Annotated in this window: 17 protein-coding genes; 13 read left to right on the top strand and 4 right to left on the bottom strand. The window is 45.4% G+C overall.

Going from position 1 to position 14,867, the window contains the following annotated elements:
* Nucleotides 1–38: 38 nt before the first annotated feature.
* Entirely contained in the window at nucleotides 39–467 is a 429-nt protein-coding gene (locus C1712_RS01800; protein WP_102266240.1) for a YbbN family protein, read from the top strand.
* Nucleotides 468–683: 216 nt separating this feature from the next.
* Here the strand turns inward: C1712_RS01800 and C1712_RS01795 are convergent, their stop codons facing one another.
* Nucleotides 684–899: a hypothetical protein gene (locus C1712_RS01795; protein WP_102266238.1), complete on the bottom strand. Its 216-nt coding sequence runs from the start codon at nucleotides 897–899 to the stop codon at nucleotides 684–686.
* Between the two features lie 474 nt (nucleotides 900–1,373).
* Between C1712_RS01795 and C1712_RS01790 the strand changes: the two genes are divergently transcribed.
* From C1712_RS01790 to pfkB, 6 genes are all read left to right on the top strand, one after another.
* Nucleotides 1,374–2,399, top strand: a complete 1,026-nt coding sequence (locus C1712_RS01790) for an alpha-hydroxy-acid oxidizing protein (protein ID WP_102266236.1) — start codon at nucleotides 1,374–1,376, stop codon at nucleotides 2,397–2,399.
* Nucleotides 2,400–2,425: 26 nt separating this feature from the next.
* Nucleotides 2,426–2,824, top strand: coding sequence for an Inorganic pyrophosphatase (locus C1712_RS01785; RefSeq protein ID WP_102266234.1), 399 nt, complete (start codon nucleotides 2,426–2,428; stop codon nucleotides 2,822–2,824).
* Nucleotides 2,825–3,006: 182 nt separating this feature from the next.
* On the top strand, nucleotides 3,007–3,456 hold the full coding sequence (locus tag C1712_RS01780; RefSeq protein ID WP_102266232.1) for a hypothetical protein: 450 nt from the start codon (nucleotides 3,007–3,009) through the stop codon (nucleotides 3,454–3,456).
* A 13-nt stretch (nucleotides 3,457–3,469) separates the two neighbouring features.
* A complete protein-coding gene (locus tag C1712_RS01775; RefSeq protein ID WP_102266230.1) occupies nucleotides 3,470–4,306 on the top strand; it encodes a YihY/virulence factor BrkB family protein in 837 nt (278 codons plus the stop codon).
* A gap of 23 nt (nucleotides 4,307–4,329) precedes the next feature.
* The gene (gene rlmD / locus C1712_RS01770) at nucleotides 4,330–5,646 is read left to right on the top strand and encodes a 23S rRNA (uracil(1939)-C(5))-methyltransferase RlmD (RefSeq protein WP_102266228.1); all 1,317 of its coding nucleotides are present in this window, start codon (nucleotides 4,330–4,332) and stop codon (nucleotides 5,644–5,646) included.
* Nucleotides 5,647–5,754: 108 nt separating this feature from the next.
* The gene (gene pfkB / locus C1712_RS01765) at nucleotides 5,755–6,693 is read left to right on the top strand and encodes a 1-phosphofructokinase (RefSeq protein WP_102266227.1); all 939 of its coding nucleotides are present in this window, start codon (nucleotides 5,755–5,757) and stop codon (nucleotides 6,691–6,693) included.
* A gap of 68 nt (nucleotides 6,694–6,761) precedes the next feature.
* Here pfkB and C1712_RS01760 read toward each other — a convergent pair whose 3' ends face one another.
* Complete coding sequence (locus C1712_RS01760; RefSeq protein WP_102266337.1) at nucleotides 6,762–7,166, bottom strand: (deoxy)nucleoside triphosphate pyrophosphohydrolase; 405 nt, start codon at nucleotides 7,164–7,166, stop codon at nucleotides 6,762–6,764.
* Between the two features lie 161 nt (nucleotides 7,167–7,327).
* On the opposite strand from C1712_RS01760, the gene C1712_RS01755 reads away from it, so the two are divergent.
* Together C1712_RS01755 and C1712_RS01750 are read left to right on the top strand one after the other, a co-directional pair.
* Nucleotides 7,328–7,594, top strand: a complete 267-nt coding sequence (locus C1712_RS01755; protein ID WP_102266225.1) for a metal-sensing transcriptional repressor — start codon at nucleotides 7,328–7,330, stop codon at nucleotides 7,592–7,594.
* A 30-nt stretch (nucleotides 7,595–7,624) separates the two neighbouring features.
* Nucleotides 7,625–10,060: a heavy metal translocating P-type ATPase gene (locus C1712_RS01750; RefSeq protein WP_102266223.1), complete on the top strand. Its 2,436-nt coding sequence runs from the start codon at nucleotides 7,625–7,627 to the stop codon at nucleotides 10,058–10,060.
* Between the two features lie 86 nt (nucleotides 10,061–10,146).
* Here C1712_RS01750 and C1712_RS01745 read toward each other — a convergent pair whose 3' ends face one another.
* Complete coding sequence (locus tag C1712_RS01745; RefSeq protein WP_102266221.1) at nucleotides 10,147–10,923, bottom strand: alpha/beta fold hydrolase; 777 nt, start codon at nucleotides 10,921–10,923, stop codon at nucleotides 10,147–10,149.
* Nucleotides 10,913–11,746, bottom strand: a complete 834-nt coding sequence (locus C1712_RS01740) for a sugar phosphate isomerase/epimerase family protein (RefSeq protein ID WP_180963037.1) — start codon at nucleotides 11,744–11,746, stop codon at nucleotides 10,913–10,915. Before C1712_RS01740 ends, C1712_RS01745 begins: the two co-directional genes overlap by 11 nt.
* Before the next feature lie 327 nt (nucleotides 11,747–12,073).
* Between C1712_RS01740 and C1712_RS01735 the strand changes: the two genes are divergently transcribed.
* The 4 genes from C1712_RS01735 to C1712_RS01720 all read left to right on the top strand — a co-directional run bounded on the left by C1712_RS01735 (nucleotide 12,074) and on the right by C1712_RS01720 (nucleotide 14,821).
* On the top strand, nucleotides 12,074–12,544 hold the full coding sequence (locus C1712_RS01735; protein WP_219718825.1) for a PTS sugar transporter subunit IIB: 471 nt from the start codon (nucleotides 12,074–12,076) through the stop codon (nucleotides 12,542–12,544).
* Nucleotides 12,545–12,674: 130 nt separating this feature from the next.
* Nucleotides 12,675–13,436: a PTS mannose/fructose/sorbose/N-acetylgalactosamine transporter subunit IIC gene (locus C1712_RS01730; RefSeq protein ID WP_102266217.1), complete on the top strand. Its 762-nt coding sequence runs from the start codon at nucleotides 12,675–12,677 to the stop codon at nucleotides 13,434–13,436.
* On the top strand, nucleotides 13,420–14,250 hold the full coding sequence (locus C1712_RS01725) for a PTS system mannose/fructose/sorbose family transporter subunit IID (protein ID WP_102266215.1): 831 nt from the start codon (nucleotides 13,420–13,422) through the stop codon (nucleotides 14,248–14,250). The genes C1712_RS01730 and C1712_RS01725 overlap by 17 nt, the downstream gene beginning before the upstream one ends.
* A 13-nt stretch (nucleotides 14,251–14,263) precedes the next feature.
* Nucleotides 14,264–14,821 carry a glucose-6-phosphate isomerase family protein gene (locus C1712_RS01720; RefSeq protein ID WP_102266213.1) on the top strand — a complete coding sequence of 186 codons (558 nt, stop codon included), beginning with the start codon at nucleotides 14,264–14,266 and terminating at the stop codon, nucleotides 14,819–14,821.
* Nucleotides 14,822–14,867: the final 46 nt, after the last annotated feature.

Here is a 14,867-nt window from a genome sequence, read left to right as displayed (position 1 = left end):
TGCTTTGGGTATAATAAATATGCCAAAGGAGGATGTGCATGAAAGTAATAAAAGGACTGTGCTGTATGCTTATGATCTTTTTGTGCAGCGCCTGCTCTTATACAAGAGATGAAACACCGGGATCATTGGAAAGCGTCGCTTATCAGGATGCGCTTCAGATGATTGAAGACGGGAAAACATTTAATTTATTATTGACGAATGACTATTGCCAGCATTGTCAGGTTCTCAAGGAAATGCTGGAAGAGTATTTGCCGACGCATCATGTCGATATTTTAGAAGCACAGTTAATGGTAGATGGAAAATATTTGACATTGGAAGAGATCCAAAAGGATTTCCCTGAATTTAAGGGAACACCGGATCTATATGTCATTGAAAACGGCAAGATCAAAGCGCATCAGGCCGGATCGATGACCGCAAATGAATTTGATGAGTTTGTGCGTGATCACAAATTAGACGAACAGGAGTAAAGCGGGTTCTTTTACACCTTGCATTGTTTTTGCCTGCTAATAAGCAACTGATAAGAAGGCCTATTCGCGTTCATGATGCGATAGGTTTTTTTATGCTTGTGCAGCGATCGGCAATGATTTGTTTTCTTTGCAATCGTTGAAATGAGAACAAAACAAATGAAATCATAAAAAGCGAAGACTTGCTTCTTATGATGACAGCTTTCAAAATAAAAGCGCTTAGTTGCGCCTATTGTCCCAATAAATATCATCATATATCTTCTGATACTTTCTGCCGGTATCGTTAAATTCCCAGTCATCATCATATCCTTCCTCAAGAATTAAATCATCAAGAGGATCTAAGATATCATTGATATCATCAGAGGAAATCATTTCCTCCGCGTTTTCAAATTTTTCTCTCAAAAACACTTTTTGTTCGTCTGTCAGTTTTATCATCCTTTTCACCTCCCTGTGCGTTTATTTCAAGTAAATGCTTGCTGCTTCCATTCATTTTGCACACCACGCATGCCCTTTCTAACGATCCCATACTTTTCATAGTCACGATCTTTTATGCGCAATGATCCCTTTTATTAAAATTACGGAACGCTTCATCGTTATTATACCAGCTTTTATGTATATCTACATCAATTCTTTCTATCCTTTTGCCTGCCATGTGCTTATTGCAAAGACGATATGGCAGCTGTGAGCATTTTATAAGAGAGGATCGGATCATCTTATTTAAGGGCGTTGATCAAATTGCTTTCACTGATCGGTTTGACTCATGTGGGCATTTGATGCAGCGGATAGGAATGTAAAAAGAATGAAACAACTCTGCATGTAACAAATGAAAAAAATAGGTTAGGTGTTGATTATCATTTTCATAAATTGTATAATATATCATAAGTCGTGTATGGAAGGAGTGTCGGGAGAATGGAACAGTGGAGCGAGGTGCTGGAAGCCGCAAAAGTCAAGGCAGAAAAATGTCATTGCTGTAAGATCTGTAATGGGAAAGCATGCCGTGGGGAAACACCGGGCGTAGGTGGAAAGGGCAGTGGTGAAGCGTTTGTGCGCAATTATGAAAAACTGCGTGATGTGCTTTTGGTGCTGGACACCATTACGACCAATGAGGAGATCGACACTTCTGCGGATTTTTTCGGACATCGGGTATCTTTGCCGGTCTATGCGGCGCCGATCAGCGGCATCAGACAGAATTATGGTGCGGATCTGGAAGACGGCGCATATACTGAAATGCTGGTGGAAGGCTGTTTACAGGCAGGAACGATCGCGTTTACCGGTGATGGCATGTATGACGCAATGTTTTTAGATCCATTAGCGGCGCTTGCCAAGCGAAATGGCCGTGGTGTAGCGACGATCAAGCCGTGGCAGGAAAAAGATTTTCAGTGGCGGGCAGAGGCGGCATGCGAAGCTGGTGTTTTAGCGATTGCTACCGATGTCGATGCGAGCGGACTTACGAATCTACGCAATAGTGTGACACCGGTCGGCTTTAAGGATGTGGAAGGACTGCGGGCACTCAAGAAATTGGCGAATCGACCGCTGATCGTGAAAGGGATCTTATCGGTAAAAGGCGCTTTGAAAGCAAAAGAGGCCGGGGCCGATGCGATCATTGTATCTAATCATGGGGGGCGTGTATTAGATGAATGCTTGTCGGGCATTGAAGTGCTGCCGGAAATTGTCGATGCGCTGAAAGGCAGCGGTATGCGCATCTTGGTAGACGGAGGTTTTCGCAGCGGTTTAGATGTATTCAAAGCATTGGCGTTAGGAGCTGATGGCGTATTGATCGGCAGACCGCTTTCGCTGGCAGTGATCGGCGATGGTGCGGAGGGCGTCAAGATCTATTTAGAGAAGATCGCTTTAGAGTTAAGAGAAACGATGGCGATGTGCGGCGTCAAAAAGATCTCGGAAATCAGCAGAGAACATGTAAAGGTCCTGTTTTAGTAACATACCTATTAGGAGGAAGAACTATGAAGCAATTTGAAAATAACGCGTTTTTTTGGCAGAAGCTCGACACGATCGTACTTTCCAGCAAGCTGGTGATCGATCGACCGAAAAACACCTGTCATTATAAATATTCCAATCTGGTGTATCCGGTTGATTATGGCTATTTGGCTGATCCGACACCGCAGTCGAAAGAGCAGCAGCCGCCGGTAGATGTATTCCGCGGCAGCATGGGCGGTACACAGGTCAGCGCCGTTGCCATCAGCGCCGACATCTTAAAAAAGGACTGTGAAGTAAAGCTGCTGATCGGATGCAGTGAAGAAGAAGAATATGAGATCATGAGTTTCTTAAATCAGACACAGTTTCAAAAAGCGGTCTTGATTCATCGTGGCAATGATGTGCCGGAATGGGCGCAAAACGACTAAAAAGACTCAACGATTCAATCATCTCGCAAGGAATTGATCATTTCAAGACGGTATGGCGTGATTTGTCATTTACTTGTAAGAGATGATTTTTTTCTGGCTGTTTGCATGATATTTTTCCATGGCATGATTCGACTTTTTTTCACATACAGTAGAAAAGAGAAGGGAATGAATGGGAGGACGCTATGAAAAAATATTTTTTTCTGATTGCGGCGCTTTGCCTGTTTGGGTGTGGTAGAGCGCTTTGTGATGGTGAAACGATCGATGAAAAACAACTTTTGGCGGCGATCAACGGCAGAGCGGCAAATGAGCAGCAGACCTTGTATTATGAAGTCTCATTAGATCGTAAAAGCGCACTTGCGAAACTGTCACTGGAAGCAAATGAGGTTGCGGCAATTACCCTTTATGAATCCATGCTTGTGCAGGATCCCTCTTTTATCGCCGTCATTACTTGGAAAAAGGAAAGTGAAAGAGAAACGCTGGCAAAACACATCAACGTCTACTGTCAAAAGGTACAAGAAGAAAAAAAGATCACACTGAAGGGGAAAGTTTATGCCTGCGGCAGTCAAGATGTCGTGATTGTTGCGCCGGATTGTGGTAAAATAAAAAAAGCAATAGAGGCGTATGATTCTTAAATGAGGTGAGAGGATGAGCAAGATCAAAGCATTGTATCAAGAGTTTTCCTCATCGGAAGGCAGTTTATTTCGCTATGCGCTTTCTTTTTCCCTGCTGCTGGCGATCGCGCCTTCTTTGATTATTTTTGCTTTGCTGTTTCGCTTTGCCTATTTGGATTTAGATGATGCGATCCGCTTTTTCTTTGAATATTTGCCGGAAGGGACGACGATTCCGATGCTTGCCTCTTTTTTGGCCTCGGAAACCAATGTGATTCCGGCCATTACGACGATGATCCCTTCCTTCTGGATGGCAAGCCGCAGCATTTACTCTTTTTTAATGATTTCCGCCAATCATGAAGAAGTCGATGTTCCCAAGTTTGCGATTCGTTTACAGTCGATCATCTTGTTTGTCATAGCGGCAGTAGGAGTCGTGGCCGCGATTATGATCGGCACATACTTAAAAGCATATTTGCCGCTTGTATCTTCGATGGCGATGGTAATTTTGTTTACCATGCTTTACCGCGTGCTTTCTTATCGAAAGCGTGCGCCTTTATTCGGATTGATCGGGGCAATGTTTGCGACTGCCGGCATCTTGGCCGTCGCTTATCTGTATTTATATATCATTGATACCTTTTTTCACTATGATACGATTTACGGTCCGCTTGGATCCTTGGTTACATTGCTCTTGGCAATCTATATCATCGCCGGTATTTTGTATTTCGGCTTTTGTTTGAATATCGTACTGTCGGATTATTATCAGAAAGAGCATTTACTGCCGATGAAGCACGAAGCTTATTTCACGTTCTGCGAAACACTGGTGGAACGGATCATAAAGAAGTGTAAAAGAAGGAAACGATCACAAAGAAAGTGATGTTTTAGGAAAGGAAAACAGATATGAGATTGAAGATCGAAAAGATGGGAATCAACGGGGAAGGCATTGCGTATTATCAGAAGAAGCCGGTGTTCATCGAAGGGGCGCTGCCGCAGGAATTAGTGGAGATCAAAGATCTGCAAGGATATGGCACTTATTATAAGGCACGGATCGAAAAGATCGTGAAGGAAAGCCGTGATCGGATAAGACCGGCCTGTGCTTTTGCCCATCGCTGTCGTGCCTGTTCGATGATGCATTTGGCATATGAAAAGCAGTTAAAGGCAAAAAGGGATATTTTGGCGCAGACGCTGATGAAATATGCCAAGATCGAGCCAAGCCGCATAGAGGAAATCATTGCCAATGAGCAGCCTTTGCATTATCGCAATCAATGTAAACTGCCGTTGCAGATGGAACAAGGCAAGCTGTGCAGCGGCATGTATTTGCCGGGAAGCAATTATTTTGCTTCGGTGAAAAACTGTGTGATCCATGATCCGCTGATCGAAACGGTACGCAAGGAAGTGTTACATATTTTGAACAAGCATGGGATCAAAGCTTATGACTACCATAAGAAAAGCGGCATGCGTTCTTTGATCATCCGGACATTTCAGGGGAAATGTCAGGTAACGCTGGTAAGCGGCGAGGATGTGCTCACACAGGAGCTGATCGCCGATCTGCTTGATTGTGAAGCGATCGTTTCGCTTTGGCAAAGCATCAATACGGTGAAAAAAAGCGTCGATGTATTTGGGAAAAAGATGATCTTTCTTGGCGGGGCGAAGCAGTTGAGATTTTTATTCGGCGGTTATCGCATGCAGATAAATCCCCGTTCTTTTTTCCAGTTGAATACGAAACAGGCAGAGGTCTTGTATCAAAAGGCGGCTTCTTTGTTAACGGGAAAGCGCTATGGTACGATCGTGGAGGCTTACAGCGGCATCGGGGCGATCTCTTTGTTTCTGCATGGACATGCGGATCAGGTAATCGGTATTGAAAGCATAGCGGATGCGGTGCAGAATGCGCATGCGATCGCTTCGCTCAATCACATTGACAATGTTAAATTTGTGTGCGGCGATGCGGCTGAAGAACTGACTTATCTTTCAAAGAAAGGCAAGATCGATCTATTGGTAGTCGATCCGCCGCGCAGCGGTCTTGATTATGCGATGCTTGGAACACTGTTGCAAAGCAAGATCCAAGAGATCATTTATATCTCCTGTAATCCGGCGACACTGGGCAAAAATCTGGATCTGCTGCAGCAGCGCTATGAAGTGAAAACGATCATTCCGATCGATCTGTTTTCACAGACAGCCGCAATCGAAGCAATCGTACATTTGAAGCGAAAACGGTGAGGTGCTATTTTGCGGCTTATGGATAAAAGGGTGGAAAAAGAGGAAAAGAAATGGCCCTGCATGGTTTAAGCAAAGGAAAGCAGGGTAATCTAAATATGAGGTGATGGTATGATCATTACAGTTACGATGAATCCGGCGTTGGATAAGTTTGCGAAACTAAAGACATTTCATTACGGCGGGTTGAACCGTTTACAGGAGATTCGTTCCCATGCCGGCGGCAAAGGCATCAATGTTTCCCGCTCGATCGCACGTTTAGGCGGCCGTTCTTTGGCGATCGGCTTGATCGGCGGCAGCGTTGGTTTAGAAATCATACAGGAGCTGGATCAGCTGGGAATTTCCAATGATATGGTACGGGTGCAAGGCAATACGCGCACGAATCTAAAGCTGATCGATCAAGACCATAATTTGAGTGAATTCAATGAAGACGGCCCGAAAATCGACGAGGTCGCGTTGCTCGAACTGGAGATGAAGCTGATGCGCCTTGCACAGGCACAAGATGTCGTGGTGCTGTCCGGCAGTGTGCCTTCCAATGTACCGGTTACGATCTATCAAAGCCTTTGTGAAAAACTGAAGGAAAAACAAGTATCGGTGGTGCTGGATGCGGATGGCGATTTGCTTCGCTATGGCATAGAGGCAAAGCCGCATGTCATAAAACCAAATCGTGAGGAATTATGCCGTTATCTGGGGGCAGAGGAGCAGACGGTGACAAAGGAAGAACTGATCGAGGCATGTCAGAGGCTGGTGGATGATGGCATTGCTTTGGTCATCTTGTCACTAGGTGCGCAGGGAGCGGTGTTTGTGAGCCGTGATGCACGCATGGAAGCCGATGCCCTGTCGGTGCCGATCGTTTCTGCGGTCGGTGCCGGAGATGCGATGTGCGCTGCCGCAGCTTTGGCGTTACAGCGTCAATATCCGATGGAAGAGCTGGTCAAGCTGAGCATGGCGGCCGCTGCTTCTGCACTGATGTGCGAAGAAAGCGCATGCGGCGATCGCGAAACGGTGGAAGCGTTGAAAAAACAGGTGCAGGTTCATAAAAAGAAACCATAAAAAAACGCAGATGAGGACTGCGTGATCAAAGGGAAGAAATGTAGGCAAAAGACAAGCGATCTGCTTGATCAAGGAAAAGCCGTTTCTTCTTTTTTATTTTGCAAGGCGTCTAGGATCGGCTGATCAGCCGGCTGAAAGCGATAGTTTGAAAGCTCTTCGGCTTTGACATAACGAAGCGCATCATGTACGTGCATGCGCGGTGTGCCGTTTAACAGCGTGCAGAGAAAAGCATGTACCTGCAGGACGACATCAGGACGCTGATCTACGATCTGACATAATTTTTTCTCCGCTTTTACCTGAACATGCAATTCTTCATACAGTTCTCTTGCGATCGCCTGTTCCAGCGTTTCACCTGCTTCGACCTTACCGCCGGGAAATTCCCAATACCCCGCATCAATGGCGCCGCTTCTTCTGGCGATCAGGTAAGTATCTTGTATTTTTATGATTCCGCAGACAACGATCAATTCTTTCATATACATCCTTCTTTCTTTTTTCAGTATAGCATAAACACACTGTTTTGTGGCAAAAGGCATGCTTTTGCTTTTGAAATCAAAAAAGCGTCCGCATTGACAAATATAAAATAACAATCTATAATGTGCATAAACACCCATACGGGGTATAGGAGGTAATGAAAATGAATGATAACAGACGCTATGCGATCAAATATTTGAATATGGCAAAAGGGCAGATCGAAGGAATCTTGAAAATGATCGAAGAGGATCGCTATTGTATTGATATTTCCAATCAGATATTGGCAAGCGAAGCTTTGATGCGCAAAGCAAATGTGGAAATCTTGCACGGACATCTGAAAACCTGTGTAAAAGATGCGATGGTCAGCGGAGATGGAGTAGAAGAAAAACTGGAGGAGCTGCGTCATACTTTGACAAAGATGACGAAATAATCTGTCGATGTGCGCAAAAAGGAGGTTTTTATGATAAAAGAAACTTATCGAATCGAAGGCATGCACTGCGCTGCCTGTGCGGCGGCAGTCGAACGCATCTTAAAGAAGCAGCCGCAGGTGGAAAGCGTGGAAGTGAATTTGATCATGAATCAGGCAGTGATCGTTGCTAATGAAGAACTGGATCTGGAAGCGGCGAATCAGGCTTTACAAAAGGCTGAATTTGCGATCTTGCCGTTAGCGGAATATGTAACGGTGAATCTAACGATCAAGGGCATGCATTGTGCTTCATGCGCAAATGCCTGTGAGAAGATCTTAAAAGGGCAAAACGGGGTAAAGGAAGCAAGTGTGAATCTTTTGACGAATCAGGCAAGCGTTACTTATGATAAGCGTAAAGTAAAGCTGGGAGAACTGCTGCATGCGTTACAAAAGGGTGGATATGAGGGCAGTGTGATCTTAGATCAGCAGCAAAAGGTCGAAGAAAAGCCCTCTTTCTATGAGCGATGGCATATTCCGATCGCTTTGGTATTGGCTTTTGTGCTTTTATATATCGGCATGAGCCACATGTTGCCGATTGCCTTGCCTTTGCCGCAGATCATTCATTATGAAACACATCCGCTCAATTTCGCACTCATTCAGTTTGTTTTGGCAACACTGATCATTTTGATCGGAAATGCCTTTTTTATCCGCGGCAGCAAAGCACTGCTGCATGGTGCGCCGAATATGGATTCCTTGGTGTGCATCGGTACCGGCAGTGCGTATCTTTACAGTTTGTATGCACTGGTCCAGATCATGCAGGGAAATCTTATGTATGTGCATCATCTGTATTTTGAATCCGCCGGCGTGGTCGTGGCGCTGGTCATGCTGGGCAAGCATTTAGAAGCGCGCAGCAAGCGCAAGACGTTTGACGCGATCCGATCACTGATGAAGCTTCGTCCTTCTACGGCGACGCTGTATAAAGAAGGAGAAGAAATCACGGTCTCACTGGAAGAAGTAGCAATCGGCGATCAGATCGTTGTCAAAGCAGGTGATCAGATTGCAATGGACGGTACGATCATCGAAGGAAGCAGTTCGGTAGATGAATCAATGTTAAGCGGAGAAAGCATGCCGGTAGATAAGGAAATCGGTGATGCGGTAGTAGGAGGTACGCTGAATTTAAGTGGAAGGCTGCTGGTTTCGGTAAGCGCCAATATGGATAACAGTGTCTTGACCAAGATGATCCGCATGGTGGAAAATGCGCAGGGCAAAAAGGCGCCGATCGCGAAGGTGGCAGATCAGGTAGCGTCGGTTTTTGTACCGGCAGTGATGGTCATTGCCGTACTTGCGGGCATTTTCTGGTATGTGATGGAACAGGATTTTACGTTTTCTTTGACGGTATTTGTCAGTGTCATGGTCATTGCCTGTCCTTGTGCGCTGGGTTTGGCAACGCCTACCGCGATTATGGTCGGTACCGGCAAAGCGGCGCAGAACGGTATTTTCTTAAAAAGCGGGGAAGCGCTGGAACGATTTGCGCATATTGATACGATGATCTTTGATAAGACCGGCACCCTTACCATCGGCAAGCCTGTCGTAAGTGATTTTATCGGTGATGATGCACCGCAGGCATTTGCCTATATGGCAGCGGCAGAGGCGGGTTCCAATCATCCTCTTTCGAAAGCGATCGTCGATCATGCGCAGAAGATCGATGCACCGAAATATACGGCAAGTGAAGTTGTGAGCATGCACGGCTTAGGGGTGCAGGCACGCATCGAAGGCAAAGAAATTGTCGTCGGCAATGCCAAATTTTTGAAAGAAAAAGGCTATGCGATCAAGGAAGAGCAGGAAGCATATCATAAACTGCTGAAAAAAGGCAACACGTTGGTATTTGCCGGATATGATGGACATTTGTTAGGCGTATGTGCGATTCGTGATGAATTAAAGGCAGATAGTGCTGTTACGATGAAGAAGCTGCGCAGCCTGGGCATTGATGTGGTAATGCTTACCGGTGATAATGAGATCGCCGCCAAAGCGATCGGGGAAGAAGCGGGCATCACGCATGTGATCGCACAGGTGCTGCCGGATCAAAAAGGCGATGTCATCGCCTCTTTCCAAAAGAACGGGAAAAAGGTGGCAATGGTCGGAGATGGAATCAATGACGCATATGCTTTGACCCTGGCAGATGTAGGTATCGCGATCGGCAGCGGCAGCGATGTTGCGGTGGAAAGCGCAGATGTGGTGCTGGTAAAAGATGAGATGAAAGATGTCGTAGTTGCTTATGAACTTGCCAATGCGGTCATTCGCAATATCAAACAGAATTTGTTTTGGGCATTTTTCTATAATAGTTTGGGCATTCCGATTGCGGCAGGCCTGCTTTATTTCTTCGGCGGACCGCTGCTGAGTCCGGTTTTCGCCGGAGCGGCAATGGCATTCAGTTCGATTTCCGTTGTTTCCAATGCGCTGCGCTTACGCCGTTTTCAGGCAAAATGGTAAAAATGAAGCGCTTATAACAATTAAAAAAGACCGAAATCTTAGATGGGTACATCCGTGTTTGACCCTTGCGGCTTGCGGTCTTTTTCTTATAAAAAGGCGTGTAGATAAAAAGCGATCTGTTCTGCCTGTTTTGCGGCGTTTTCACTCTTGCTGATAATTTCATAAAAGGAAGAATGCGGAATATGCGCATGCAGGCACTGCCCGAATGCGAACGGATGGATCGGATCGCGGTGATTTGCCAAGATCATGACCGGCTGTTTGATTTGATGCAGATCGAAAAGGTCTTGGAATGGTTTCTGTTTGGGGATTTCGATAAATTTTTCAGGGTATCGGCGTGCGGCCGGATCATCGAAGCACTGCAGCAAAGAGGCAGCGGCAGCCGGTGCAGCCATCTGCAATTCACAAAAGTATGCGTTTGCTTGGAAACGGGCTTTCTCCTTTTTTTTCAGGCAGTCCGCAAGCAAAGCGTAAAGTGAGCGAAATGAGGGCGACATCGCTTCATTGATCCAGGCGTTTCTGATCAGAAGCGTTTTTTTGATCCGTTTCGGCGCATGTAACAAAAGATATACGCTGACTGCTGCACCCATCGAGATACCGGCAATCGAAAACTGTGCAAGATGTAATTCATCAGCAATGGCAAGCACATCTTCTGCCAGATCGGCAAAAGTATATGAAGTGAAACTGCCTGTGCTTTTTCCATGACCTCTTTGGTCAATGAGGATCAGCTGAATATGATCAAGCTGGGGAAAGAGTGCCTGTACCTGCTCCATACTGCCGCCCAACCCATGTAAAAAGATCAGTGGTTCGCCTTGTCCCTGCACTTCATAATAAAGCGCACATCCATTTCTTTGCTTATAAGGCATACGACAACTTCCTTTCCAGAAAAGTTTTACTTTCCGCAACCTGTGCTTCCGTTAGTCCATGTATGATCAGCGCCCCTTCATAATGATAATTCTTTAATAACTGCAGATAGGTGTCATAATCAAGGATCCCGGTCCCCGCCGCTACAAATTGAATATCCTGATCAGATGCCAGATCCTTGGCATGTGCAAGACAGATATCATTTCCCAACAGCGCAAACGCTTCGCTTAAAGTAGCCTGCATCGTCTCGATCTGCTTTGGATGAAACAGATTTGCGCCGTCCATAACGATCTTGAGATGGTCGTTTTGAAATAGATCCAAATACTTGCGCGCCAAAGCCGGAGAATGAATGACATTGCTTGCCTCCACCTCTATTCCCAATGTGAGATGATGCGCTTCCGCCATCGGCAATAGCTGTTTCGTAGTTTCAAGCAGATCCTCCCACGCGTCGTTTGAATCATTGTCATCGTGCCATTTCCATTTGCTTTCACGATTTTTTGAACCGGTGCATAAGGTAATGATCGGGATTTCTAAATAAGCGGCAATTTCGCACAATACGGCGAAGCGTTGAATACCGTCTTGCCGCTTTTCTTCATCCGGATCGATCATATTAAAGGTGCCGGATAAAGCGACCAATTCAATGTGATGTCGTCTGGCAGCATCTTTGATCTTATCTAACACCGCGCGATCATAGGTAAGCGGCATACTTTCCATACCGGCAGAGGAAAGATTAAATTGTGTGCAGGTAAGTTGATCCTGTTCCATTTTCTGAAAGACGTGTTCTAATGTTCCTTCATAGGTTTTTGAGAAAATTCCAAGCTGCATAATATCCCTTCTTTCTTGACCATACTCTATCATAAAAAAAGAAGCAAAAGCAGATTGTCATGGATCCTTGACACTGCTTTGTTTTTTTTAACACATCTTAATAAAGATCGCTTCCTGTAAACTTTATAAAACAGCTCTTGTATATGCGCTGTTTCTCAAAGGATCATCACATTTCTTTCACACTGCCGTTTTTATCCGTTTGGATGCGCATTTTACGGCAATGCGGAAGGATAGTGTTGAAAAATGATCGTGCAGTGTGAAAAAGAAGGGTGCTTTTCCCTCTTTTTTCGGAAATTGATTAAGATGAGAGCAGAAAGGAGGGACAGCATGATTGAATTGCTTAGAGTCGATCATCGTCTGATCCATGGACAGACAGGCGTATTCTGGACGGCACACCTGCATGCTGACTGTATCCTCATTTGTTCCGATCGTTTATTGCAGGATCCGGTTCGATTATCCGCAGTAAAATTAAGCAAGCCGATGGGCGTAAAGCTAGTCATTAAAAATGTAGCGGATTCGATTCGGGTCATCAATTCCGGGGTTACGGATAAATACAAGCTGTTTATCATTACCGAGGACAACGAGTATGCCTTTGCCCTGATGCGCGGCTGTGGCATCAAGTCGTGCAATTTGGGCAGTATGATGCCGACAAAGGAACGTACGCATATGTTGAATGAAGCTTTTGCGGCATCTGATGACGAACTGGCAAGCATCCGTAAAATGGTCGATGAAGGGTATGAATTGTATTTGCAGAAGCTGCCGACGACCGCCAAAGTGGATGTGAGAGAAAAGCTGTAGCAGAAAGGACAAACGCATCTGATCTTTAGCGAAAAGGGGAGCGATATGGGTAAGATCGATCAAGGATCGGTAAGCACATACTGATTTCTTGCGATCTGAAAGGGAGAAAAAAAGAAAGAGAGGGATTTTTATGTTATTACAGGCGATTCTAGTTGGAATCATCGCCGGCTGGCAGATTATCGATGAAGCGTTTTTGTGGAGCAGTTATACCTATCGTCCGCTCTGCATCGGCTTTTTGATCGGTTTGGCACTTGGCGATATTCCTACCGGCGTCATGACCGGCGCCAGTTTGGAGCTGGTATTCATCGGCGCAATCAGCATGGGCTCTTATGTGCCTCCTGACGCATCACTGGGAACGGCGATTGCAACTGCATTCGTGATCCACAGCGGTATGGATCTGGGAGCGGCACTGGTGGTTGCGACACCGATCGCAGTCATTTCTTCCGGGTTCAAAAATATCATTTATGTAACGCTGAGTCCGATCATTAAAAACTATGGCATCCGCTCTGCTGCCAAAGGCAATGAGAAAGGAATCTACATCGCCCATTTCACAACGGCATTCTTACTGTTCATCTATCGTTTCTTTATTGCCTTTGCGATGTATTATTTCGGATCCGAAGCGGTTTCTTCCGTTTTATCGGAACTGCCGGATTGGGTAACGACGAGCTTCAGCATCGTTTCCGGCATCCTGCCGGCAGTCGGCTTTGCGATGCTGCTGAATATGGTGTTTAATACCAAGACACTGCCGTATCTGTTTTTAGGTTTCATTCTTTCCTCTTATTTAGGCATGTCGATGTTAGGGGTGCTGGCGCTTAGTATCATCATCGTGCTTTTGACAGTAAACTGGTCTGATCATGGAAAGGAGGCTATGGCAGATGACACAGATTTCTGACAAGGTTTTGAATAAAAAAGATCTACGTAAAGTATTTTTATTAAATTTCAGCAATGAAGGCGCATGGGATCATGCCCGCGGCAATAATCTGGGCTATGCGATTGCCTTGATCCCGGCATTAAAGAAAATCTATGCGCATGATGCACAGAAGTATCGCGATGCGCTGTATCGTCATACCAATGAGTTTTTTAATACCGCTATGCAGCCGATTCCTTTTATTCAGGGGATGATTCTTTCGATGGAAGAAGAAAATGCCAAATCAGATGATTATGATGTTTCGATGATTACCGGTGTCAAGACCGCATTGATCGGTCCGGCAGCGGGCATCTTTGATGCGATCTTCTTAAATACCATTCGTATCATTGCCACTGCGATCGGTACCAGTTTTGCCTTAGACGGTAATCCGCTTGGCATATTGGTATTCTTATTGATCTTCGATGTACCGAATTTCTATTGCAAGTACAAGGGGGCTTTCCTCGGCTATGATCTAGGTGCAAAATTCATTGATTCGGCGCTGGAAAGCGGATTGATGGATAAATTCCGTTATGCGACCAGTGTGATCGCCATGATGGTATTTGGAAGTATGACCTGTGAATGGGTGTATGTCAATGTAACCTTGTCGTTTGGAGTAGGAGAGGCGGAACAGACACTGCAGTCGATCTTAGATTCGGTTACACCGAATATCCTGAGCATGGGTATGCTGTGGCTTTGCTGGTGGCTCATATTTAAGAAGAAGCTAAACAATGTCGTGTTGATGCTGCTCATGTTCGCATTCTCGCTTGTTTGTGCTTATTTCGGTATTCTGGGTGCGTAAAAGAGGTGAAATTATGAAAATCATTCCGGCAAAATATCATTTAGATCTAAGCGGTTCTGCTTATATGGAAGGAGAAGATCTGATTCACAATACGACTTATTTTGATGAAGTGGCAGACTATTATGCAAATGCGAACGCCGCGCAGGCACGGGGACATCAGGAGAGTTATCGCGTCTGCTATGCGATCGGCAATCGTACGATGACCGATCTCTACTATGGTACTACCACGATTCAGCCGCTGCTGATCGACGGGGAGTGCAATATGACAAAGGGGCATTTCCATGATGAACCAAAATATATGGAATATTACTTATGTGTAAAAGGCAATGGCTATCTGTTGAAATGGGATGGCGATGAAACATGTTTTGCCGAAGAAATGAAACAGGGCAGCCTGCATTACATTGAAGGGAAATACGCCCATCGCGTCATCAATACCGGAGAAGAAGAACTGATCTTTTTGGCAGTGGACTCAGCGACTGGCGGTGCAAAGTACGATCGTATCAAGGAAGTGGGTTTCCCGGTACGCTGCTTTAAGCAAGACGGCAAGATCATTTGGAAAGACAATCGTTGATGATGAACAGATGACAGGCACATAATAAGGCAAACGGGTGATCGGC

The sequence above is a fragment of the Massilicoli timonensis genome, assembly GCF_900199515.1.
Classification (GTDB): domain Bacteria; phylum Bacillota_I; class Bacilli_A; order Erysipelotrichales; family Erysipelotrichaceae; genus Massilicoli; species Massilicoli timonensis.
This window is presented reverse-complemented; position numbering and strand designations above follow the sequence as displayed.